Source organism: Pseudoalteromonas sp. SWYJZ12 (genome assembly GCF_015864395.1).
Classification (GTDB): domain Bacteria; phylum Pseudomonadota; class Gammaproteobacteria; order Enterobacterales; family Alteromonadaceae; genus Pseudoalteromonas; species Pseudoalteromonas arctica.
In genome coordinates this window covers 26,332-51,107 of record NZ_JADYXH010000005.1, presented here as the reverse complement: position 1 = coordinate 51,107, position 24,776 = coordinate 26,332, and the positions used below count along the sequence as shown (strand labels likewise).

Genomic DNA, 24,776 nt, shown 5'->3' with positions numbered 1-24,776 from the left:
CTATGCAATCACGATTAAAGCACAAGCTAGAGCAAGAAGCGGGGCAACATATCGATATGTCGCCGCTACTTGATGTGGTATTTATATTGCTAATATTTTTTATTGTTACAACCGTATTTGTACGCGAAAGCGGTGTTGAGGTTGATAAACCACAAGCCGTATCGGCCAGCCGCCTTGAGCAGCAAGTTATATTTTTAGCAATAACCGACTCTCAACAAGTATTTTTTGATGGCAGCCAAATTGGTGTTGCTGGCGTGCGTAGTAGTGTCGAGCAAATGTTAAAACAGCAACAACGCCCTGTGGTTATTCAAGCTGATAAAACAGTACCTACTGAGTTACTTGTTCAAGTAATTGACGAAGCAAAGCTGGCAGGTGCGGCGAAAGTTAACTTAGCTACGAAGCAATAATATGCACACGATTGACTCGTCTCAAAAAACAAAAAACAATCGCCATCCACTTTTTGCATTTGGCCTTAGCCTCATTGTACTTAGTGCTGCATTACTGCTTTTATGGCTTGGACAACTTGCAGAGCATCATATACAAGACAAAGTGGTTGTACGTGAGATTGCCATGGTGGCACTGCCACCTCCTCCTCCGCCATCAATATCGCAACAGCAAACAAGTGAGCCAATGCAAAGCTTAGCGGTAGAAGGTGCAGGCGCGTCTATTCAAGCCGTAAAAATTAAGATCAACAGCAATTTAAGTATTGTAAAACCCGATACATCTAGCGTAAAAGTAAGCGCGCCACAATGGCAATCAATGAGTGTAAATTGGGATGCATTTAGCTTAAATCAACTCGATGGTCTCCCCACTTTGCTTACTCCCGTCAAGGCCGTTTTACCAAAAAGCTTAACCCGCCGAGGTGTTGATGTATTTACTGTAAAACTCGATGTATTTATTGATGAAAGTGGCAAGGTAAGTTTAATTGAGGTAGTACAAAACCCATACCCTGAACTTAAACCAGCTATCGACAAAATTATTAAACAAAGCCGCTTTAGTGCACCTAAAAAAGAAGGTGAAACCGTACGCGCTCGCTTTATTTGGCCAATCGAATTTAAACCTTAAGCCTATTAAAATGAAAAACATGAATATATTTAAAACGCTAAAACCATTAACTTCCGCACTGTTGACGACTGTAATGTGTTCATTACCTTTAGTAAGTGCAAGTAGCGTACATGCAAGCGCTGCCAGTGATACTAATGCGCCACTAAAAGTAACGTTATCGCCTAGCGATCCAACATGGCAGTTGGCTATAAATAATAAATTACTGGGTCCTACAGAGGTCCTTATTGAGCCGACCGAGCGCGGTTTTGCTCGCCAAGTGCAACCACTGTTACAAGCAGGTAATTACAGTGAAGTCGCTGCGCTATTTAAAGGCCGTGATATAAGCCAAGATAGCACTGCTTTAAACTTGTTACGTGCACAAGTTTTGCTTTCAACAAAAGACTTTAATAACGCTGAACAAGCTTACTTAGCGTGTTTAAAAGCTTCACCTGATTTAGTAAAAGCACACCAAGGTTTGAGCCTTTTATACATGCAACAAGCAAAGTATGACAAAGCACAAACACACTTAGTACGCACTATTGAACTTGGTCAGGCTGATGCACAAAGTTATGCGCAACTTGCTTATATACACGTGCAGCACAGCCAACCTTGGAGCGCAGTAGCGGCGTACCGCCAAGCACTGATGCTAGCGCCAGAAACAAGCCAATATCAACAAGGGCTATTGTTTGCGTTAATTGAATCGGGTGATTTAAGCCAGGCAAGTGCATTACTAAAAGAATTACTTAATAAAAGCCCTGATAAAGCTGAACTTTGGCTGCAGCGTGCACAAATAGCGTTACAACTTGATCAAAAAAAGCAAGCGCTTGCTGCTATTGAAGTGGCCTTAAAACTCAACCCTAAAGATACCAGCAACCAGCTTTTAGCCGCTCAGTTGCACTTAAGTGAAGGTAGCAGTGAACGCGCTGTTAGTTTATTAAAGCAAGGTTTAAAATACGCCACTAAACAGCAGCAAGTTGAGGTTATTAATACCACGATGCAAACTTTAGGCTGGCTTGTGTCTCAACAAAAATGGGATTTAGCTAAAGATCTAATAGGCAGCGCAAAAAGATTAACTAAGCAACTACCCCGTGATGAACAAGCCCAGTTTTCTGTATACAGCGCACAAATTGCTATGCAACAAGGTAATACTAAACGTGCTCTTAAAAGCTTAAATAACGCACTTAAAATAAACCCGAATTTAGGTGATGCCCTACTTAGTTTAGCGAGTATATATCGCAGTAAAAGCCAACTTACCCAAGCAAAACTTATGTACGTTCGTGCACAAGCCCTACCTGATTACCAACTATCGGCGTGGCTTGGATTATCGCAAATAGCGATTGATTCTAAAGACTACCCGAGTGCGCTAAAGCATCTTAGAAAAGCATTACAAGCTAACCCACAACGCCAGGACTTAATTACTAATATTCGCGCCCTTGAGAATATAGTGCGCCAAGAAGGATAAGTTTAACACCGTGGTAAAACTCACTTGTAGCCGCGCAGCTTGCTGGCGTGTAAAAACGCAGTTTTTAAAATGGCTTTATAATTAGAAGCTACGCTTCCCACATGAGCAAGCTCGTCTACAATATATATCAACCAAAGCGTTACCAATTTTGCATTTCGACTATGCGTGATTGCGTGCGTGCATATTCAAAGCTCAACTTTTTACCTTTATACAAGTGTTCAATGTCGGTTTGCGCATTTATTACCAGCAATTTATGGCAATCGTAAAACTCATCTACTAAGGCAATAAAGCGCCGTGCTTCGTCGTCAAAGGTGTGCTCATCAAGCGTTTGTTTTTCGCGCTGATAACTATCTTCTATACCGTGAACAATAACTTTACCCGTTGCTTTAACACCCATTTGCGGTACGTTCGATACATATAACACATCAAATTGCGTTGCCAAAAACATATAATCGTTAGCACTGCGTGGGCCTGAGCATAGCGCCATAAAATCAATCATCAAGGCGTTATCTGCTTTTAATAAATAAGGTAAATCGCGCCCATGCACGCTAATTTTATTACTGCATGTTACAGCCGGATACGAAGCTAAAAACTCATTTTTAAAATCGTGATTAGATAAATTAATAAAATAGTGACGACTGTTTTTACCGTATCTAAAACGGTGATCGTCCTCCCCCGCCACGTTAATTATATGGCAATGACTATTAATTAAATCGATAGTAGGTAAAAATCGCGCTCGTTGCAGGCCGTTGTAATAAAGCTGCTCTGGCTTTGCGTTCGATGTGGCCACCAGCACAACACCTTGTTCAAACAATGCATTGAACAATCTGGCCATAATCATAGCATCGCCAATGTCGCTCACAAAAAACTCGTCAAAACACAGTACTCGAATATTTTTAGCCCACTGTTTTGCAATTAGGGTTAATGGATTTTTTTGACCTTGTAACTGCGAAAGCTGGGCATGCACTTGCGCTATAAAATGATGAAAATGCAGCCGCTGCTTTTGCTCAATGGGTAGGTTTTTATAAAATAAATCCATCAACATCGATTTACCACGCCCTACGGGGCCATATAAATAAACGCCTTTTATTAAAGGCGCTTTTTGCCACCATGATGTGTTAGCTTGAAGTTGCTCGCTTAGCGTATTTAAAGCTTCCACCGCATTTTGCTGCGCAGCATCAAAACACAGTTCACCCGTGTCTATTTTTGCTTGGTAAAGGCTTAAAATTTGTGTGCTGTGCACTGTCATGGTATTTCACTATCGGCTATAATCGCGCCCATTGTAGCCGACTAAAAATGTGAACCAAAATGAAATTCCCTTGCCGCTTAGATAAATTTATTAGCCACTTAGCTGAAATACCGCGTACCCAAGCTCGCGCGAGTATTAAGCGAAAAGAAGTTAGCGTTAATGGCGAAGTAATTACCTCACATAATTTTCAGCTAGCTCAGCAAGATGAAGTACTGTACCAAGGTACGCCTTTGGTATTTTTAGGTAAGCGCTATTACATGCTAAATAAACCTGTTGGCTATGTATGTGCTAACAGTGACGAGCTACATAAAACTGTTTTTGACTTACTTGATGAGCCAAATATGAGTGACTTTCATGTAGCAGGTCGTCTTGATATAGATACCACAGGGTTAGTTATTATTACTAATGATGGCGATTGGTCACATAAAATCACGTCGCCTAAAAGCAATAAATTTAAAACCTACCTAGTCGAAACCCAAGAGCCTATTACCGATGAAGCACTTGAGCAATTACGTACAGGCGTCATGCTGCATAACGAAAAAGATTTAACCCGCCCAGCTATAGCAGAGAGACTTGCTAATTACGGCCTGCGTTTATCAATAAGTGAAGGTAAATATCATCAAGTTAAGCGTATGCTTTACGCGGTAGATAACAAAGTAGTTGAGCTGCATCGCGAGCAGATTGCAGGGATTACCCTAGATGAAAACTTGGCTAGTGGTGAATATCGATTATTAACAGCGCAAGAAATTAAGCTATAAAAGTGCTTTAAAGGAGCTAAGGCTTGGATTATTAGTTAAAACAATATAGCCAAACTTTTACTTGAGCCTGTTGGCTTGCTCTACTAAAATAGCGACCTTCAAAATTACTAAGGTCGGCCGTGTTAGTTAACTACAATCCCCCTATGAGTCCGTATTTAACGATACTTTTTCAGGATGACGACTTACTGATAGTTAATAAACCAAGTGAGTTATTAACTGTCCCAGGTAAAGATCCTAAACATGCCGACAGCTTAATTAATCGTGTTAATCGTGTTTTTCCAACAGCAAGAATAGTGCACCGCTTAGATATGGCGACTTCTGGCATACTGTGCCTTGCCATGAATAAAGCAGCGCACAGACATTTAAGTATGCAGTTTCAAGAGCGCGAAACAGCTAAACGTTACATAGCACGTGTATACGGACAACTTGAAGCTGAAACAGGATCAGTAGATTTACCCCTTATTTGTGATTGGCCTAATCGCCCAAAACAAATGGTTGATCACGACAGAGGTAAACCTTCGCTTACGCATTTTAAAATACTTGAGCGTGAAGAAAATGCAACCCGTGTAGAGCTAACTCCCATCACTGGTCGCTCGCATCAACTACGTGTGCATATGTTAAGCCTTGGTCATCCTATTTTAGGTGATAGACTTTACGCCCACAAAGAGGCACTTGCTGCCGCTCCTCGCTTACAATTACATGCACAAATGCTGCAATTAAAGCACCCTGTAACTGAGCAAGTACTTACTTTTGAAGCCGAATTAGAGTTTTAACAGGTTCAAATTCACTAGCTAATTCGCTCTATCTATTAAACTTTTAGATAACCTTGCCGATACCTAACTAATTGTCATTAGTTAGGTGCGTTATGCTATTTCCACGGTTTTTAAAAGGGGCTTTTTATATACAGCTCAGCTGTGCGCTACTTTTAGCTAACCCTATCAGTGCGGCGGAACATATTGCTCCACCTAATCTATCAAGCATTGAAAATAGCGACATTGAGCGACTACTTCCAAGTGATGAAATAAAGCCTATATTGGCGGGTGAAACAGAATTTTTAAGCCTTTACAGCGAGTATATGAGTAGTAATTTTAGAGGTATCGTAATACTTATACCCGATTGGCACTCTTCACCTACCAATAACTCAGGTATGAGCTACTTGCGTAAAGAGCTTAATAACTTAGGTTACAGCACCTACGCAATGACAGTACCCGACATTGATTGGCAAGCAAGTAAACTGGCCGAAGCAACGCCCAGCGAAACCGAAGCTGCGCCTAGTAAAGCCGAGGAACCTGCATCACCCGACATAGCAACAAACGCACAACCGCAGCCTGCAAAAATAAAAGAAGAACCTCATTACGTTAATGCAATTGAAAAAGTAACTGACGACATACTTGATAACTATAAAATAAATCTCATTTCTCGTTTTAATGCGCTGTACCAAACCGCTATGGAAGATTCGAGTAATATAGTGGTTATTGCACAAGGCACGAGTGCGGGTGTGTTGTTGGAGTACTATGCAGATTTTCCGGACGAAAGAGTTGAGGCATTTATCAGTTTAAGTAGTTACTTACCTAATACTAAGCGTAACGAAAGCTTGAGCCAAACAGCATCACTTGTTACACCCGCCTTACTTGATATTTACTATGCAAATGACAGCACAGACATTTTAATGAGCCTTAAAAATCGTCAGCGCTGGGTGGACCGAAATGCAAAATTTGATTACCGCCAACGCCAGTTGTTTGGCCTGCGCGATCAACCCGATCAACACGCACGCCTAACAAAAGAAATAGACGGTTTTTTACGCCGACTTTTTTAAATACTCATAAGCAGCTTGAATATCTTGGCTCTTTTTAACAGCCAGTTCCATCATGTGCTTTGGTAAACCTTGCGATACTAATTTATCTGGATGATGTTGCGACATAAGTTTACGGTACGCTACTTTTATATCACGCTGCGTTGCATCGCTACTTAAGCCTAATAACGCCAATGCTTGCGCACGGTTCATATTATTATTTGGCGGTACATGGTGGCCAGAACCTTCACGGTAACTACTACTTTGACCTTGGTTTTGTTGCTGCTGATTAAAGCGCTGTTGTTGCTTTCTAAAGTTAAACTCAGCTTGATAACGCTTTAATACAAATGCAAAGTGTGTTTTAGAAATGCCTAGCTGTTTACTTACTTCTGCTAATAATTGCTTTTCTTGTTCGGCTAGCACTCCATCAGAAAACGCCATTTGAATTTGTATTTCTAAAAATAACTGTATTAAATCGTTTCGTTTAGCAAAGCGTTCTTTAAAATCGTGTACTGTTTCTTTAAGTGAAAAGTCGCTCTCTTTACCTGACTGAAATGCATGCTGTGCTTCACGGCGTTCTTCGCCTTTTAAGCCCATTTCATCCATAAACAAGTTAGCCGCTTTTATATGTACTTCGCTGACTCGACCGTTCGACTTGGCAATGTGCCCCATTACGGCAAAGCAACTTGAAAAGAATAAGGCTTGGCGCTCGTGAACATCGTCACCACTAAATAAGCTAGAAAAGCCGCCTGCTTTATCAAAGTTATTTTTTAAGCTTTTATCAAATAAATGACCTAGGTATAAACCTAAAATGGCACCAAATATTTTGCCAAACATAAAGCCAAAACAAAAACCGAGAATTTTTCCCCACATCTATAATACTGCCTTCTTAAAAATTGAGTTGTTACGCCTCAAGGCGCGTGTTTAATTGGTTTAAACGCTCTGGTGTACCAATGTCATCCCACTGTCCTATATAGAGCTCAGTAGAGACTAAATGTTCATTTAGCTTTTCACGTAAAATAGGCCCTAAAGGGCGAATACCTTGCGTTAACCCTTTAAAAAAATCAGCCTGATATCTGCCAATCCCCGAAAATGTATATTTTTCACTCTCGGCCGACAAATGGCTTAATGCAAAGTCGCCATCTGGATTGTGTGGCGGGTTTTCTATAAGCACTATGTGCGCCTCACCGGGTTGTAAATGAAGTTGCATTAGCGCACTTACATCATAGTCGGTGTATACATCGCCATTTACTACAATGAACGAGTCGCCCAACAGCGGTAACGCTTCAATTATACCGCCAGCCGTTTCAAGGCCACCTTCAACTTCTTGGCTATAAAGTATATTTACGCCAAATTGACTGCCATCTTTAAAGTAGTCTTTTATTTTATCACCCTGCCACGCAAGGTTTATTACAATATCGGTAATGCCGGCAGCTCTAAGGTTATTTATATGGTGCTCAATAAGTGGTTTTTGTGCCACTTTTAACATTGGCTTTGGCATATTTTGCGTTAGCGGCATCATTCTTTGCCCGCGCCCTGCAGCTAAAATCATCGCTTTCATGAGCGCTCCTTTGCCAACTTTTCAGTCACTTTTGGCACTATGGTATTTTTTGTCCACTCACTCAATGCTTTAAGCTCTGGGTAATTTGCCGCTACTTCAATAATGTAATCAAGAGTCGGTAGAATATTATCTAAATAACCTGTTTTACCATCGCGTAAATACAATCGACAAAATATACCCGCAGCTTTTAAGTGGCGCTGTAATCCAGTTAAATCAAACCAATATTTAAACTCATCAAATGAAGTATTAGCCAGTAAATTTTGAGCCGTAAATTCCTGATAAGCAAAATCAAGCAAGCTTGTTAACTCTTTTTGAGGCAGTTTAAAGTAGCAATCGCGTAGTAGCGAGGCTAAATCGTAGCAAAGCGGCCCGCGTACAGCATCTTGATAATCTATAATTGCCCACTGGCCGTTACTGTTCATAATATTACGGCTATGGTAATCGCGATGAACGGTAACAGTTGGCTGCTCAAGCATGGCCTTTATTAATAGCGCTGAACTTGTTTGCCACATTGTTTTTTGTTCTGCACTGAGTGGCTCATTAATAAAGTCGTTTACTAACCACTGGCTAAATATATCAAGTTCTAGTGTTATAAAATCTTCGTTGTACGCTTGCATAGCAGGAGCTGCCGGCGTTTTAGCCCATTGAGCGCTTAAACTAATTAATGCTTGATAGTGCTCGGTGCGGTTTGCATCATCAAGCATGTCAGCTAGGTGCGTACTCCCTAAATCACTCAGAACAAAAAAGCCTTGTTTCTCATCACTTGCAATAATAGTAGGAAGTAAAAAGCCTTGCTCAACAAACACCCGATTTAGCGAAATGTAAGGTTCGTTATTTACTTTTTTTGGATCTGAGTCCATCACTATTAAATGCTTATTATCGTGATTTAAACGGTAATAACGGCGAAAGCTAGCATCACCCGTGATCGCGTTTAATGTATGCGACTTGGCATTAAGCTGTGTGTTTATAAATTGTTGTAAATTCTCAAAGCGTGTCATTTTATAAGATATCTATTTTTCACTAAGTTAATTAGGTCAATTACTGTAATTGCCATTATTTTCCTTTATTATGTGTATATTATATTAAACACACAGTATTAAGGTCGATAAATGAGCAAAACCTGGGGCATATTGATGCTAAGCGTAGTTAGCGCACCATCGCTTGCCGAAACTGAACTGGCACACAACCTTTGTGGCATTTCAATGCAAACCAGAGCTTGGCAACCACTTGAAGGCCTTAACCTTGGTGAAGTTGATATTCAAGCTGATGATGTTGAGCTACTTGGCACTCAAAGCGCTGAATTTACCGGCAATGTTGATATTAACACCCTTAAGATGAGTTTGTCCGCACAAACTGCGTTGATAGACAAACAGCGCGGTTTATTAAATGCAACGGGGCCAATTACTTATCAAGATTACGTAAGTAAAGTAAACAGCACCGGATTAAATGCCGATTTAAATAATTCAGAAGTCAGTTTGTTAGGCGCCGACTACAGCCTAACCGAACAACAAGGTAAAGGCGGCGCTGAAAAGCTCACTGTTAATCAGTCTGGCCTATTACTCATGAATGCAAGCTTTACTACTTGCCCAAGTGGCACCCCAGTATGGGAAATTGAAGCTGACGAAATAAACCTTTCACGCGAAGAAGGCTGGGGCGAAACATATAACGCCGTATTACGTATTCTCGATACACCGGTTTTATATTTACCTTATTTTACATTCCCGCTGGATGAGCGCCGTAAATCGGGTTTACTTACCCCGACTATTTCAAGCTCTGACAAATACGGCCTTGAAACAATTACGCCGTACTATTTAAATATTGCACCTAATTTTGATGCCACTATTACGCCTCGTTATATGTCTAACAAAGGGCTGCAATTACAAACAGAATTTAGATACCTAACAGAGCAACACGAAGGCTTAGTAGGGATTGAGTATTTAGATAGTGATGATTCTGAGCCAGACTTAAATGAACGCTATATGTTTCATTGGCAACAACAAAGCTACCTAGGTGAAAACTGGCGCGCAAACGTTGATATAACCAATGTGAGCGATGATAACTACATCACCGACTTAACTTCAAACTACGCAAGTAAAACCGATACTCAGTTATATCGTACTGGTTCACTTACTCATTTGGGTGATACATGGCGCACCGATATAAAAGTGCAAAACTTTGAAGTACTGGGCGATCACTTAGAATCATACACTGCAATACCACAAGTTAATTTTACGCAAACTGCGCCTTGGCGTTTTGATAATTTTGACTTTAGTGTGTCGGGCGAGATTAGCCATTTTACTAATGACTCATCTGAAGTAGCGATAGACAGCGCAACTCGTGTACACGTAGAGCCTAAAGCACGCTACAACTATGCCACTCACGCGTGGTCATTTTTATCTGAAGTGAGCTTATTACAAACTAATTATAAGCAAAGCGGAAACTTAACCGGCACGCAATACAGCGATACTGTATCGCGTACTATCCCAAAAGTACGTTTGTATTCTCAGCTTAATTTTGAGCGCGACGCATCTTACTTTTTTGAAGATGCTATACAAACCCTAGAGCCGCAAATTCAATATTTATATACACCTAATAAAGACCAGTCAGACATTGGCTTATTTGATACAACTAAGCTACAAGACGATTATTATGGTTTATTTAGAGACGTGCGCTTTTCGGGTGTTGACCGCATAGCAGCAGCTAATCAGTTTACTTTAGGTGCTACAACGCGCCTATTTGATAAAAAACAAGAAGAAGTATTTAATTTTAGTGCCGGCCAAATATTTTATTTAAGTGACGATGCCAAGCCAACAGAGCAAGGCTTGAACTCAGACACTAATTATAATGCACTATTTGCAGCTCAAACCATGTTACATTGGCACCGCCGTTGGTACCTCGCTGGAGGTATTCAATACGATACAGATGGCAAGCAAATGGTACAGTCAAATGTAACACTTGATTATAAAGGTGATAATAATCAGCTAGTACAATTGAACCATCGCTATGCAAATGATGTCTCAGGAAATACAATCGAGCAAGCAGGTGTATTTACAAGTATTCCTATTAGCGACGAATGGCAATTTATTGCGAGCTATCATCGAGATCTTGAAAACAACAGAAGTATCGAAGTATTGAGCGGATTACAGTATGAATCATGCTGTTGGGCTATCCAAATTACTGGGCACCGCCAAATTGAAACAGATTTAAATCAATCAATAGGCCAAGAACAAGCAACTTTTGATTCAGGTATTAGTTTGAATTTTGTATTAAAAGGACTTGGCAGTAAAAGCCGTTATGATGCACAAAAATTATTACAACAAGGTATTTTTGGCTATCGTAGACCGTATTTTCTTAGTAACTAGTATCACAACAGTACTATCAGCAAGAGTAGTAAAAAGAATATGAATTTAAAAAAATTATTAACATCAGCAGTTTTAAGTGTCAGCCTTTGTCAAAGTGCAATTGCTGCACCAGTAGAAATAGATAAAGTGATTGGTATTGTAAATGAAGGCGTAATTTTAAAAAGCGAAGTAGACACCATTATTAATCGTGTTAAAAAGCAAGCCGAAGAACAAAGCCAAGAGCTACCAAAAGATGAAACACTTCGTGTGCAAGCTATAGAGCGTTTAGTAAGTCAAACGCTTATGATGCAAATGGCTGAGCGTATGGGATTACAAATCTCAGACAGCCAACTAGATCAAACTCTTGCAAGCATGGCAAAAGAGCAAGGCGGAACAATTGCCGATTTACGCCGTACTATTGAAGGTGCCGGTGAAAGCTTTCAAGCTTACCGTGAAGAAATTCGTAAAGAAATTACTACACAACAAGTAACACGTGCCAATGTCGATCGCCGTATTTATATTAGCGAGCAAGAAGTTGATAATCTTTTAAAAATAATGGAAACCCAAGGACAAAGTGCTGAAGAGTACGACATTGGTCATATTTTAATAGACATTCCTAATGATGCGACAGCCGACGAAATAGCTAGCGCCAAAACACGTGCTGATAAAGTTATTGAACTGTTAAACGATGGCCAAGAATTTAAGCGTATTGCTATTTCATCATCAAGCGGCTCTAAAGCACTTGAAGGTGGACAGCTTGGTTACATGGGTATTAACGAAATGCCATCGCTTTTTGCTGAAGCAGTAAAAGGCCAAAAGAAAGGCGCTATTGTTGGCCCTCTTCGCTCTGGTGCTGGTTTTCATATCATTAAAGTACAAGATGTTCGTGGCCTACAAGTTGTAGAAACAACTGAAGTGCGTTCACGTCATATACTAATTAAACCTTCAATTATTTTAAGTGAAGAAAAAGCACGCTCTATGCTTGCTGGCTTTGCAAAAGACTTACGCGCAGGCACTGCTGACTTTGGAAAGTTAGCTAAAGAGTACTCAGAAGATCCTGGTTCTGCACTTAAAGGTGGCGAGTACGATTGGACAGATCCAACTACCTACGTACCTGCGTTTAAAGATACATTGCTTTCTCTTAAGCAAGACGAAATAAGCGAACCGTTTAGAACACAGTTTGGTTGGCATATTGTGCAGTTACTTGGTAAACGTGTAGCTGATAAAACTGAGCTAGCCAAACGTAACCGTGCTCACGGTATGTTATTTAACCGTAAGTTTAAGGAAGAAAGTTTTAACTGGCAGCAAGAAATGCGCGAGCAAGCTCACGTTGATATTTTCCCAACAGATTAATAAATATGACCTTAAGAATTGCGATTACACCGGGTGAACCCGCCGGTATTGGCCCAGATTTGCTACTCACGCTTGCTCAGCAAGCGTGGGATGTTCAACTTATAGCGATTGCCGATGGCAAGCTATTAAAAGAGCGTGCAAAACATTTAGGCTTAACAATAAACTTAATTAAATTTGATGATAATGCACCCGCCATCGCGGCACCTGCTGGCAGCTTGTATATTCATCAAGTTGATTTAGGGGTTGATGTAGAACTTGGCGTACTAAACGACGGTAACGGACAATACGTGTTAGATACCTTGCGTATAGCAAGCGAAAAAAACATGGATGGCACCTTCGATGCTGTTGTTACAGGCCCTGTCCACAAAGGCATAATTAACAAAGCAGGTATTTCGTTTAGTGGGCACACTGAGTATTTTGCGCAGCAATCAAATACTGCTGATGTAGTTATGATGCTTGCAACAGAGGGCTTACGCGTTGCACTTGTAACCACTCATATTCCACTAGCATATGTATCGCGTGCAATTACACCTGAGCGTTTAACTAAAGTAGCGGGTATTTTAAATCACGACTTACAAACTAAGTTTGGTATAGAAAAACCACGTATTTTAGTGTGTGGCTTAAATCCGCATGCCGGTGAAGATGGCCATTTAGGTCGTGAAGAAATAGAAACAATCACGCCAACGCTTGAGATACTTAGAAGCGAAGGTATGAATTTAATTGGCCCACTACCGGCCGATACCTTATTTCAAGATAAATACCTATCTGAAGCAGATGCAGTACTTGCTATGTATCACGATCAGGGATTACCTGTGCTAAAATACAAAGGATTTGGTAAATCGGTAAATATTACCCTTGGCTTACCATTTATCCGCACATCAGTTGACCACGGTACTGCACTCGATTTAGCAGGGACTGCTACAGCTGACGTTGGCAGTTTTGAATTAGCGATCCGCGAAGCAATTAAGCTCGCCCAAGAAAAAGCACAAAATCAATGACCGATAAAGTACATTTAGGACACCGCGCTCGTAAGCGTTTTGGGCAAAACTTTTTATTTGATGAATCTATTATCGATAAAATAGTCTCTGCGATCGATCCTAAACCAGAAGACAACCTAGTAGAAATTGGCCCAGGCCTTGGCGCAATTACTGAGCCAGTAGCCGAATTAAGCGGCCATTTAACGGTTGTTGAATTAGATAAAGATTTAGCGCAACGATTAATTGAACACCCATTTTTGGGTCCTAAATTAACCGTTAACCAAGGCGATGCAATGACGTTTGACTTTGCAAGCTTGGTTCGCGACGACAAAAAATTAAAAGTGTTTGGTAATCTACCTTACAATATTTCGACACCGTTATTGTTTCATCTTTTTGAATTTTCAGATCATATTGAGCACATGCACTTTATGCTTCAAAAAGAAGTAGTAAAACGCATGGTAGCAGGCCCAGGTAGTAAAACATTTGGCCGCTTAAGCGTAATGACTCAATACTACTGTAATGCAATGCCGGTTGTTGAAGTACCACCTGAGTGCTTTAAACCAGCGCCAAAAGTTGACTCTGCGGTTATACGTTTAATACCTAAGAAGCCAGAGCAACGTACAGCAAAAAGCGTTAAGATATTAAACACAGTGTGTTTAGAAGCCTTTAATCAACGCCGTAAAACACTGCGTAACAGTTTAGGTAATTTACTAACTGCAGAAGAGCTTACTAGCATTGGCATTGATATAACGCTGCGTGCTGAGCGCTTATCTTTACAACAATTTATTGATATAGCTAACTGGATTTATGACAACAAGCAGTAATATTGGATCGCCTGTAAAGGTATCTGTAGAAACATTTTACGTAGAAGGCCAATCTCAACCTGAGCTTGAAAAATACGTATTTGCTTACTCAGTAACGATTAAAAACCATAGTTTATGTAGTGCAAAATTACTGAGCCGCTATTGGTTAATTACCGATGCAAATGGCAAAGAAGTGGTAGTAGAAGGTGAAGGCGTTGTTGGCGAAATGCCAGACATTGGCCCAGGCGAGAGCTATAAATACACCAGCGGTGCAATTTTAGATACACCTGTAGGCACTATGCAAGGCCATTACACGTTACGCAATGAGTTTGGCTCTGAGTTTCAGGCGCCTATTAATGTGTTTCGTTTGGCTTGCCCTAACATTTTGCATTAAGCAATTAGATGGCAGATTATGCGATAGGTGATTTACAAGGGTGTTTTAGTGAATTTAACACCCTTTTGCAACGTGTTGATTTTAACCCAAGTAAAGATCACCTTTATTTAGTTGGCGACATAGTTGCCCGCGGGCCAGACTCCCTAGCCTGCTTAGACTATATTTATCAACATCAAAATAGCATGACCATCACTTTAGGCAATCACGACCTCCACATGGTTGCCTGCTACTTTCTTAACAAACCTACTAATCCAAAAGATAAACTAAACCCAATATTTGAAAGCCCAAAATTAGCGCGTTACATCGCCTTTTTACAAACCCAACCATTGGCCTTAGAGCTTATAAAACATAACTGCTTTATATCTCATGCCGGATTAAACCCCGATTGGTCTATTGAAGATGCGCTAAAACAAGCACAATTTGCACAAAACTGTTATCAATCAAACAATGCTAAAGCGTTTTTTGAACACATGTATCAGCCTCATCCTATTGAGTGGTCAAGCAATCTTGATGACTTTGCAAAATTTAGATACATAGTTAACTATTTTACCCGCATGCGCTTTTTAACAAGTGATAACAAACTTGAGCTTAATGCAAAGGGTGCAATAACCGATAGCCAAACACTAACTCCTTGGTTTAACCATCCGAATATAGCTAAAACGAAACACGATATTATTTTTGGCCACTGGGCAGCACTTGAAGGTAGGACAGGTAATCCACGAGTTCACGCCTTAGATACAGGCTGTGTATGGGGTAACACCATGACTCTAATGGAGCTAAGTACTAAAAAAATAATTGTTGAAAAATCCCACCTTTCGTCTAAATAAACTGAAAAAAACTAATACATCTGTTAGATTTATAAATTAATAGTTAGAATTAGTTAAAGTAATTGATTTTAATTACTTAACTTATCTGAATTAAAGCCGATAAGTCTTAATTGAAGTACTTTTGAGTGGAAATCTTATGAACCTGACAGTAAGCCAACGTATTTGGGGTGGTTTTATATTTATCACCTTATTATTATTAATAATTGGTGGTAACTCCTTAATAAAAATTGCAAATATTGACCGTTCCACTCAAAAAGTGAATCAACTATCACTTCCAGCACTGAATAAAAGCTCAGAACTACAAGCCGAATTTATTTTAATGAGTAAAGCAGCCCAAGCGAGCTTTTACACCACATCGGCCAATGAGCTTGCGCCGATAAAAGCACATGTTCTTGAACAAAAACAGTTATTCAATACCCTTCATCGTGAACTTCAAGACGTAGTAAAAAACGATACGGCACTTAATCAAAGTAGCCAAAACGTAGAAAAAACCTATTTAAGCTTTTTAAGTACTGTTGAAAATTTATTAGAAGACAAAAGCAAACAACTTGCGCTTAATAAATCTTTGAATGCACAACTCGAAAGCATTGAGCTTACAGCTGAGGATGCCAATTCAGTTGTACTTGATATTATTGATATAGATGGGTTTGAGCAGAACTATCCACGTGCTTATCAAGCTGCAAATAATTTAGAAAACAACTTTATGTCGGTAGTTAGTAACAGCACCGACATGCTAACCGTTAAAACGCTTAATACACTCGACATCGTTAAAAACGAGCAAACGTATTACTTAGAAGAAGTAATACGTACCGTTGCGTTAATTCAGCCCGCAATAGAACAAACGCACAGCGACTTATATTCAAGTCTAAAAGAGTATGTTGATATTTTAGAAAGTAATATCAAGGGGAGTAATGGCTTAGCTGCAAACAAAAAGCGTTTAATTGATTCTATTACGCTTACGCAATCAGAGCTTGCACAGTCAGAGCAAGCTACCAAAATGGCACTTAACCAAATTGATGAGTTAGTTAATCAAGCAAGTGACGTTGCGTTCAAATTACAGCAAGGTGTACGTAGCGACGTAGACTCAGCTAATTTATGGACTTGGGTTGGTATGGTTATAGCAACTATTTTAGCTATCGCGATTGCTATTATTACTGTTAGTCGCATTACTAAGCCTCTTGCTGAAGTTAACCGTATTTTAGATATTGTTGCCAGTGGCGACATGACACAACGATTAGACGACAGCGCTAAAGACGAATTTGGCGAACTATCTAAAAGTTGTAATACATTAATTGATAGCTTACGCAGCTTAATTAAAGGCATTATTTCACGCTCGACTCAGCTTGCAGCAGCATCAGAGCAAACATCAGCCATTACCGCCGAATCAAGCCAAGCAATTCGTAACCAACAAGCACAAGTTGAGCAAGCCGCAACTGCAACGACCGAAATGAGCAGTACATCGCAAACGGTTAGCAACAGCGCTCAACAAGCACTTAGCGAAATTAAAAACGCTGACAAAGAAGCTGAACGTGTTAAAGGTATTTCGAATAACAACAAAGCCACGATTGAGCAATTAGCGCGTGAAGTAGATGACGCTTCACAAGTTATTAATAAACTGCATCAAGATAGCGCATCAATTGGCAGCATATTAGATGTAATACGTGGCATAGCGGATCAAACTAATCTACTTGCACTGAATGCCGCAATTGAAGCTGCACGTGCAGGTGAGTATGGACGAGGCTTTGCGGTTGTAGCAGACGAAGTACGCTCTCTAGCGAGTAAAACTCAAGAGTCGACCCAAGAGATACAAGCAATGATTGAGTCGCTACAAACAGGCGCTGAAGCTGCAGTAACGGCAATGAGTAAAGGTAAGCAACGTGCGGTATCGTGTGTTGAGCAAACCGACCTAGCAAGTAGCGCACTTGATTCAATTACATTTGCCGTTTCGCAAGCTCACGATGTAAGTGAGGAGATTTCGACTGCGGCACTTGAGCAACAACAAGTAGCGCAAGAAATTAGCGAACGCCTTGAGTCGATTGTAGCCATTGCGGAGCAAACAGCCGAGGGTGCAAACCAAACTAATATTTCAAGCTCAGAAGTAGCAAAACTTGCTGAAGAGCTTCGCTTGTCGGTAGACGAATTCAAAGTTTAACTTTACTAAAACGATTAAAAAACCCCGATGATACGGTGTATCATCGGGTTTTTTGTTTATAGTTACTTTAGACTTGAATCTGCCAGGTATAAAACCTCATCTACAAAACATTTTTACCACCGAGAGCACAGAGGCGCTACGCGCTACACCGAGAAGTGACTGGATCTTACTCTTTCACTTCTCATTGCCTTCTCAGTGGTGATATCAATCACTTATTTTATGTGCGAGGTATAAAACCTCACCTACATAACATACAACCTGTAGGTGCGAATTTACTTCGCGCTTATACAACTGAAAATACTAGCTTTTATTTATAAAATCTTTATACCACTTAATAAGCTCACTAACGCCTTGCTTGACACCAACTTGCGCTTTATAACCTGTCGCATTAAATAAATCTGTAGTATCAGCATAAGTTTTATAAACATCACCCGCTTGCATTTCACGGAAGTTCTTTTTAGCTTCAGTACCTAGTTCAGCTTCAATGGCTTCAATAAATTTCATTAAATTTATTGGGCTACCGTGACCAATGTTATAAACGGCATACGGAGCAGAACTAGATGCTGGCGAACCGGTTTCAACTCTCCAATCTGGGTTTGCAACAGGTATAACATCGGCTGCACGTACCACGCCTTCAACTATGTCGTCTATGTAAGTGAAATCACGCCACATATCGCCGTTGTTATTTATATCAATCGTGTCGCCAGCAAGTATTTTTTTAGTAAAAATATACGGTGCCATATCTGGGCGACCCCATGGACCATAAACAGTAAAAAAGCGCAGTCCTGTTGTAGGTAAGCTATATAAGTGAGAATAGCTATGCGCCATTAGCTCATTTGCTTTTTTAGTTGCAGCATAAAACGACACTGGGTGGTCAACACTATCAGTTGTTTCAAACGGTGTTTTCTCGTTTAAGCCATATACGGAGCTAGATGAAGCATAAACTAAGTGTTTAACTTTATTATTACGACACCCTTCAAGCACGTTTAAGTGCCCTACTAAATTAGAATCGGCATAAGCATCGGGGTTTTCTATTGAATACCTAACACCTGCTTGCGCTGCTAAATGTATTACTTTATCAAACTGCTGTGCTTTAAATAACTCGCTCATTGCTGGGCGTTCACTTATATCAAGCTTAATAAATGTAAACGCTTCATGGCTTTCAAACTGCGCTAAACGAGCTAGTTTTAAATTTACATCGTAATAGTCGTTAAGATTATCAATACCGACTACTACATGGCCGGTCGCTAACAACTTTTGGCATGTTGCCGCACCAATAAAACCAGCAGCACCCGTTACTAAATATTTCATAAACACCTTAATTTTTTTAGGTCAAAGGTCAAAAAGCCTAATCCCAAGTTTCAATAGTTTTCATTAAGGCAGATATCATTTTTGATAACTGCCTAGACTCTTCTATCCTAGCCCGTATTTTTACCTAAATGTCTTTAACTTTTAAAGCTATGCTTATTTGCTAACGTCAACGCGCTAACAAGGCGCCTACAACAATAACACCGCAATTATACGGCTGAGTCGTAGATACAAGGCGTGAAGCTTACTCACGCACAAAAAACCTAGTTTTTAACTGTAAGCCTTTCAGCTAGTTGCTATTATTTCAATCAATCACTACCAAACAAATCACGCGTATAAACTTTATCTGCAATATCGCTAAGCTCATCAACCATACGATTAGATACAACAACGTCCGATATTTGCTTAAACTCATTTAAATCTTTAATGACACGAGAATGATAGAATTCATCCTCTTCAAGTACTGGTTCGTAAACTACAACCTCAATACCTTTGGCTTTAATACGCTTCATTATGCCTTGAATAGCAGAGGCTCTAAAGTTATCAGATCCTGTTTTCATTACTAAGCGATAAACACCAACCACTTTGGGGTTACGTTTAATTATTGAGTCAGCAATAAAGTCCTTACGTGTGGTATTGGCGTCAACTATCGCACCAATAATGTTATTAGGTACAGTTGCATAGTTTGCACGTAACTGCTTAGTATCTTTTGGTAAACAATAACCACCGTAACCAAATGATGGGTTATTGTAATGGCTACCAATACGCGGATCTAAGCTAACACCTTGTATAATTTGTTTACTATTTAAACCATGGGTTTCTGCGTAGCTATCGAGCTCATTAAAATAAGCGACGCGCATTGCTAAATAAGTATTTGAGAAAAGCTTAATCGCTTCAGCTTCTGTTGAGTCAGTAAAAAGAACTTCAATATCTTCTTTTATAGCGCCTTGTTTAAGTAAGTTGGCAAACACACCTGCACGCTCGCTTTGCTCACCAACAACAATACGCGATGGGTATAAGTTATCGTGCAGCGCTTTACCTTCACGTAAAAACTCTGGCGAAAATATTAAGTTATTAATGCCAAGTTTTTCTTTAATACTTTGCGTAAAAGCAACAGGTACCGTCGATTTAATGACCATAACTGCATTTGGGTTATGCGCTATCGCATCTTTAATTACCGCTTCTACAGAACTTGTATTAAAGTAATTGTTTTCTACATCGTAATCAGTGGGTGTAGCTATAATGACAAAATCAGCATTTTTATAGGCTACCATTTTGTCTGCAGTGGCTGTAAAGTTTAAGTCACTTCGTGTTAAAAACTCACTAATTTCGATATCAACAATAGGTGACTTTTTATCATTTAAAAGTGCTATTTTTTGCTCATCTATATCTAATGCAACTACTTCATTATTCTGCGCCAAAAGCATTGCGTTAGAAAGGCCTACATAGCCCGTACCGACCACAGCAATTTTCATATTAATCCTTTATATTTAAAAATATTTTTATTATTTTACCAGAGCGAGCAGAGAAAACGAACAAGCAAAAAGTTTATTATTTTCGTAAATATCCGAGCAACCACACCTAGCAGAGTGAATTCAATCAAGTGAAAATGATCTCAGTTTTTTACTGTAGATATTATGCACACAAAGACCCCTTAATGACTGGCAAAAATTGATTGGGCAGTAACAAACCAGCAGCTTATTTATTGACGCGTTTTGTAGGGAAAACAAGTTACCAACTTCAAAATTTTATAAATATCGGTCTAAATATAAGAGGCTGTAAAAGCACCTAAATTAGTCAAAGTGAAAAACAAAGCCATTCCTCATGAAGTCAATACCTCAATTTCGTTATGTAAGTTCTTTATCTAATAATAGTTCCTGCTATTAGAAGAAAACACTCCCCTCCCCGCCAGCCCTTATATAGCAAGACTTTACGCCCTATTTAGCTTTTTTCATGAGACATAAAAATGTCTGAATTTGGCTCTTTGAGACACTTCCACCTAGCAAATGGCTGAGATAAAAATGTGTAAAAATACACATTTTATCTGCCAACGTACCCAATAATGCACCTAAAAAGATACTCGCCGTGTCTGAATATGATTGTTCTATAGGGGGTTACCTTGGGCCCCCTTACGAAGTAACTATTAACATAAAAATAAGAAGAGTTATAAGTATAAATAGGCACCCAGTATAATCTCCTGGTCCAGGGCCTTCTAGTTGCTTTCTTCTTTTCTCACTCTCCTGTTCACATACAGCCTGAAACTGACTTGTAAAGGCTTCAATTAATTCCTTAATTAGTTTAACACTTTCAGCCGCTTCTTCTTTTATATCACACGGTATACGCTGAGTAACGATTGCAAAGTCACCCTTAAAAGCATGTACAGAATATTGGTAGTTTCCGGATGAAAATGTGTCTTTCTCATATTTTAAGTTAAGTATTGCATTACAACCGGCTTCAACAGCAAGCTTTTTTATATGCTCCCTCCCTTCATCAGGGTTTTCGAAAAATTGAGTGCTTAGGGGCAACCTTTTTTCCACGTGACCATGTTTAGGGTTGGGGTATTTGCTCATAAAAAATTTAACGGGCTCACTTTTAAAATAAACACGAGGGACTATGATTTTTTTTGCAGCTAACCCTTTAGGGGTAGGTATAGGAGTGAATTCAACTACAACGCCCTTAACAAGCTTAGCTTCATCTGCGCTATTGAGTAAATTTGTAAAGTGAAGAAAATAGCTTTCATCATCATCCCCATTAATAAATCCATATTTTTTACTTTTTATATATGATACAACTTTACCTTTCACTACTATTCCCTATATTTATGTTTAAATAATGGTTGTTTCTGCATTCCCGTAAAGCAGAGGCAATTAGCGCTAGCTCCAAACGCTTTTGAAAGAAAATTAAGACTTGCTTGATTTGATAATCCCCCTTTAACATCTATCGAAAATCAAGGCTATATTTGCTATTAACTAGTTGAACATTTATAAAATAAAACTAAGCCCCCTCCTTTATTATCAATAAAAGATATTTCAGAAATGGCTTTTATAATACAGTCTTGGATGTAGTATTTTTGTAGTTAAAAATGTTCAGCTCAGATGCAGTATGAACGTATAGAGTTAAGAATAGCCTTCGTAGCAAATCTTATGTACTTCATATATTGTTAATCCTTTGTAGAGGAATATAGACCTACCAGTAAGCTACACTTTTCGCCTATAGACCTTTGAACACTTAACTTTGCTCAGAAACACAAAACTTTTTTACTAGGGTATTTCAGACAATAGGACATGTAATCTTAATGACTATTTCGTCTAGACTAGGGAGAAATTCGTCCCTATTTAAAAAGACTTACTGTTTAATGTACCCTTAAGGTCGCTCACCTAAAGATAAGCCACTTTTTTCTTCATACTCAAGCATTGTTTTTTCACTGTTTGGACCTGTTATCCTGTATTTAACAGCAGCGCCTAACCTATACTTTTTCATTAAGTCATCTTTTGTAACTGTATAGAGGGCCATGTTTTTTCTAAAATTTTCAAATCTATGAAGTGATCTTACTGATCGATAAGTATGAGGGGAAAGTTGCATATTTATATTACTATAAGTAGATACATCGTTATTTATATAAATTGATAGTGACATCAAATCTATAAAGCTATCAGATTTATTCTCTATATATAACGTTTGATCACCGCCTGACGTGTAGAGCACTATATCTTCATTGTGGTAGCGGGGAGTGAAATCGAGTAACCTTTTATTTTGACTCTCAATTGAATACACCACTTGGTGCTTTGCTATTTTTTGATCCAACCTCCACGTTTTGGTGCAATTATCAATTTTTGTCTGCCAATTATTGATTGGATAACACGTCAGTGAAAATTTTACATCGTTTCCTAATTGCGTAATATACGCATTAAATAATGCATCCATTTCCCCAGTACTTGCCCATGCTTTACTTATGCCCGAACTCGGATTCTCTGGTTTATTTTGAATGCTAACGCGTACTTTTTCTTCACCCACACTCTGTGTATAGATCTTACTATTATCAACCGTCTTTATGCTTACGTTTTCTCTAATAACAGATGTAGTTTTATCTAATTTTTCAATTAAGTGCGTATATGCAGATCCTGCTCTCTTATTATGTGTCGACAGTGCTAAAAACATATTTTCAAGATCGACTTTTTTCACGGCTTCACGAGCAGCTAAAGCATAAGCGCTCTCATCGAACTCAGTGCCATATATCCCTCGCGCTATGGGTGACAACAATCCTAGACTAAATGCAGTGCCAATAACCCCCATCGCACTTGCTACACCTTCTTCAAGGGATACTGTCATCGTTCTAAATAAGGGGCCGTCTGTATCACACAATCCGGTGTTATTTCCTTTTGAGCCCGTTAAGCTATCTGTAGAGCAGTAGTTTTCTTTGGGGCTAACATTAAACGCCGGCGACATATCATTTAACTTCACCCATGGCCCCGAAGTTGGTTGCAACCTGAACTTAGAAAATACGTAGCCCTCATCTATTTTCTCAAGGTAACCATACATAGTGGGAAAGGCTGAGTAATTTGATGAATGTGTTTCAAATGACAAAGGTTCTGGCGCTGTATGCATTGTAGTGTTACAAGCAATGAGGGTGCACGAAAACATTATTACTGAACATTTATTGAACATTAAAATTCCATATAATTTAGAGTCCTATCTCGTATATATTTTACTTTTTACATTCTAGATTTCAATGCTTTTGCAATAATAAATAACTAATATTTATTTAAAGAGTAAGCATTTATAATTGCAACTTTATCCTATTTGGCACAAGTCAGACTTAGATGAATTCATGAATAGTTAAGTTACCTACTTCACCACTGAAGTTATGTATGGGGTATCCGTGCGTTCAAAAAGGGCTGTAATTAACAGGAGTTAATAAATCTCTCAATTGGTTTATACCATCAAAAATTTAGGGGCTGGAAGGATAAAATAAAAACACCCAATGCTCTTCTAGAGCGCTACAATAAGGTTTATATAATGGGCTTATATAGGGGATTAAAATGACGTGTAAATATGAAAGGTTTTTTATCGACGTTCTAAATTTAAAAAGCGTAAACGAGGCACCAACAAAACAACATGAAATTTATTTTAATGAGATAAATAAATTTACAAAACACTTATTAATACTTACACCGCAACAAGTCATAGACTACCTATCACTAGACAAACTATACACTCAGAGTGATCTTGAGCTTATGGAAGAAGATAAAATCCTTTTTTCTGTCACACAAACAAGCGAAAAATCCAATCATGGCTACCCTGCCTTTCAATTCGATGCAGGTGTTGTAAGACCTGTTATAGCCCGTATTTTAAAAATACTCGATGGCGATTATAAAAACTGGGATTTAGCGCTTTGGTTTAATTCCTTCAACTACGATCTAGATATGAGTCTTATTGAAGCTTTAGATACAGTTCCTCTTGAGCAAATATTAAAAGAAATCGATAAAGAAAAGAACCCGTATCAATAGGATTACCAATACAGCTACGCTTTTTTAGCCGTTGAGTCATTTTAGATCACACTTTCTCTATGTTCGTGTCTAAAATAAGGTTACAAGTCACGTTTTCTCGCAGCCACTGCTTATAATTCTTATGACCTTTGTTAGATTAACGCCTATTGCTGACTAGTGCGCTCAGTCGATTAAAACTTAAATTTCCCCATCGAGTTTTCTCTTGCATCATTTAAAAGCCAATATCACTTAATATTTAAGCTATTGAA

General features: G+C 39.1%; 22 protein-coding genes. 14 read left to right on the top strand and 8 right to left on the bottom strand.

The window, feature by feature from the left end:
- The first annotated feature begins 2 nt into the window (after positions 1-2).
- From I6F42_RS08145 to I6F42_RS08135, 3 genes are read left to right on the top strand one after another with little or no spacing between them, the layout of a single operon-like run.
- Positions 3-407: a biopolymer transporter ExbD gene (locus I6F42_RS08145; protein WP_007585059.1), complete on the top strand. Its 405-nt coding sequence runs from the start codon at positions 3-5 to the stop codon at positions 405-407.
- A gap of 1 nt (position 408) precedes the next feature.
- Positions 409-1,065 carry an energy transducer TonB gene (locus tag I6F42_RS08140; RefSeq protein WP_197151767.1) on the top strand — a complete coding sequence of 219 codons (657 nt, stop codon included), beginning with the start codon at positions 409-411 and terminating at the stop codon, positions 1,063-1,065.
- 19 nt (positions 1,066-1,084) lie between these two features.
- Entirely contained in the window at positions 1,085-2,506 is a 1,422-nt protein-coding gene (locus I6F42_RS08135) for a tetratricopeptide repeat protein (RefSeq protein WP_197151765.1), read from the top strand.
- Between the two features lie 139 nt (positions 2,507-2,645).
- Here I6F42_RS08135 and zapE read toward each other — a convergent pair whose 3' ends face one another.
- Entirely contained in the window at positions 2,646-3,755 is a 1,110-nt protein-coding gene (gene zapE / locus I6F42_RS08130; protein WP_197151764.1) for a cell division protein ZapE, read from the bottom strand.
- 59 nt (positions 3,756-3,814) lie between these two features.
- Between zapE and rsuA the strand changes: the two genes are divergently transcribed.
- The 3 genes from rsuA (at position 3,815) to I6F42_RS08115 (ending at position 6,329) form a co-directional block, all read left to right on the top strand.
- The gene (rsuA, locus tag I6F42_RS08125; RefSeq protein ID WP_197120183.1) at positions 3,815-4,513 is read left to right on the top strand and encodes a 16S rRNA pseudouridine(516) synthase RsuA; all 699 of its coding nucleotides are present in this window, start codon (positions 3,815-3,817) and stop codon (positions 4,511-4,513) included.
- A gap of 119 nt (positions 4,514-4,632) precedes the next feature.
- Positions 4,633-5,286 carry a bifunctional tRNA pseudouridine(32) synthase/23S rRNA pseudouridine(746) synthase RluA gene (rluA, locus tag I6F42_RS08120; protein ID WP_024589793.1) on the top strand — a complete coding sequence of 218 codons (654 nt, stop codon included), beginning with the start codon at positions 4,633-4,635 and terminating at the stop codon, positions 5,284-5,286.
- Between the two features lie 92 nt (positions 5,287-5,378).
- Entirely contained in the window at positions 5,379-6,329 is a 951-nt protein-coding gene (locus I6F42_RS08115; protein ID WP_197151763.1) for a DUF3530 family protein, read from the top strand.
- Here the strand turns inward: I6F42_RS08115 and djlA are convergent.
- From djlA to I6F42_RS08100, 3 genes are read right to left on the bottom strand one after another with little or no spacing between them, the layout of a single operon-like run.
- The gene (gene djlA / locus I6F42_RS08110; protein ID WP_007585079.1) at positions 6,312-7,178 is read right to left on the bottom strand and encodes a co-chaperone DjlA; all 867 of its coding nucleotides are present in this window, start codon (positions 7,176-7,178) and stop codon (positions 6,312-6,314) included. The two genes, I6F42_RS08115 and djlA, sit on opposite strands and share 18 nt — an antisense overlap.
- Before the next feature lie 31 nt (positions 7,179-7,209).
- Positions 7,210-7,866, bottom strand: a complete 657-nt coding sequence (gene murU, locus I6F42_RS08105; protein ID WP_197151762.1) for an N-acetylmuramate alpha-1-phosphate uridylyltransferase MurU — start codon at positions 7,864-7,866, stop codon at positions 7,210-7,212.
- The gene (locus I6F42_RS08100; protein WP_197151761.1) at positions 7,863-8,864 is read right to left on the bottom strand and encodes an aminoglycoside phosphotransferase family protein; all 1,002 of its coding nucleotides are present in this window, start codon (positions 8,862-8,864) and stop codon (positions 7,863-7,865) included. Before I6F42_RS08100 ends, murU begins: the two co-directional genes overlap by 4 nt.
- Positions 8,865-8,975: 111 nt before the next feature.
- Between I6F42_RS08100 and lptD the strand changes: the two genes are divergently transcribed.
- From lptD to I6F42_RS08065, 7 genes are all read left to right on the top strand, one after another.
- Positions 8,976-11,228 carry an LPS assembly protein LptD gene (gene lptD / locus I6F42_RS08095; RefSeq protein WP_010555250.1) on the top strand — a complete coding sequence of 751 codons (2,253 nt, stop codon included), beginning with the start codon at positions 8,976-8,978 and terminating at the stop codon, positions 11,226-11,228.
- A gap of 39 nt (positions 11,229-11,267) precedes the next feature.
- The gene (gene surA, locus I6F42_RS08090; RefSeq protein ID WP_197151760.1) at positions 11,268-12,560 is read left to right on the top strand and encodes a peptidylprolyl isomerase SurA; all 1,293 of its coding nucleotides are present in this window, start codon (positions 11,268-11,270) and stop codon (positions 12,558-12,560) included.
- Between the two features lie 5 nt (positions 12,561-12,565).
- Positions 12,566-13,558: a 4-hydroxythreonine-4-phosphate dehydrogenase PdxA gene (pdxA, locus tag I6F42_RS08085; protein WP_010555248.1), complete on the top strand. Its 993-nt coding sequence runs from the start codon at positions 12,566-12,568 to the stop codon at positions 13,556-13,558.
- Positions 13,555-14,361: a 16S rRNA (adenine(1518)-N(6)/adenine(1519)-N(6))-dimethyltransferase RsmA gene (rsmA, locus tag I6F42_RS08080; RefSeq protein ID WP_007585090.1), complete on the top strand. Its 807-nt coding sequence runs from the start codon at positions 13,555-13,557 to the stop codon at positions 14,359-14,361. Before pdxA ends, rsmA begins: the two co-directional genes overlap by 4 nt.
- Complete coding sequence (apaG, locus tag I6F42_RS08075) at positions 14,345-14,734, top strand: Co2+/Mg2+ efflux protein ApaG (RefSeq protein WP_007585091.1); 390 nt, start codon at positions 14,345-14,347, stop codon at positions 14,732-14,734. The genes rsmA and apaG overlap by 17 nt, the downstream gene beginning before the upstream one ends.
- Positions 14,735-14,742: 8 nt before the next feature.
- Positions 14,743-15,561, top strand: a complete 819-nt coding sequence (locus I6F42_RS08070; protein ID WP_010555247.1) for a symmetrical bis(5'-nucleosyl)-tetraphosphatase — start codon at positions 14,743-14,745, stop codon at positions 15,559-15,561.
- A 136-nt stretch (positions 15,562-15,697) separates the two neighbouring features.
- On the top strand, positions 15,698-17,713 hold the full coding sequence (locus I6F42_RS08065; protein ID WP_197151759.1) for a methyl-accepting chemotaxis protein: 2,016 nt from the start codon (positions 15,698-15,700) through the stop codon (positions 17,711-17,713).
- Positions 17,714-18,013: 300 nt separating this feature from the next.
- Here I6F42_RS08065 and I6F42_RS08060 read toward each other — a convergent pair whose 3' ends face one another.
- From I6F42_RS08060 to I6F42_RS08045, 4 genes are all read right to left on the bottom strand, one after another.
- Positions 18,014-19,024 carry an NAD-dependent epimerase gene (locus tag I6F42_RS08060; protein ID WP_197151756.1) on the bottom strand — a complete coding sequence of 337 codons (1,011 nt, stop codon included), beginning with the start codon at positions 19,022-19,024 and terminating at the stop codon, positions 18,014-18,016.
- A gap of 305 nt (positions 19,025-19,329) precedes the next feature.
- Entirely contained in the window at positions 19,330-20,496 is a 1,167-nt protein-coding gene (locus I6F42_RS08055) for a nucleotide sugar dehydrogenase (protein ID WP_197151754.1), read from the bottom strand.
- A gap of 654 nt (positions 20,497-21,150) precedes the next feature.
- Positions 21,151-21,825, bottom strand: coding sequence for a cold-shock protein (locus I6F42_RS08050; RefSeq protein ID WP_197151748.1), 675 nt, complete (start codon positions 21,823-21,825; stop codon positions 21,151-21,153).
- A 559-nt stretch (positions 21,826-22,384) separates the two neighbouring features.
- Positions 22,385-23,482, bottom strand: coding sequence for a hypothetical protein (locus I6F42_RS08045; protein ID WP_197151747.1), 1,098 nt, complete (start codon positions 23,480-23,482; stop codon positions 22,385-22,387).
- Between the two features lie 578 nt (positions 23,483-24,060).
- Here I6F42_RS08045 and I6F42_RS08040 point away from each other — a divergent pair.
- Positions 24,061-24,528 (top strand): hypothetical protein, encoded by a 468-nt coding sequence (locus I6F42_RS08040; protein ID WP_197151746.1) that lies wholly within the window; start codon positions 24,061-24,063, stop codon positions 24,526-24,528.
- Positions 24,529-24,776: the final 248 nt, after the last annotated feature.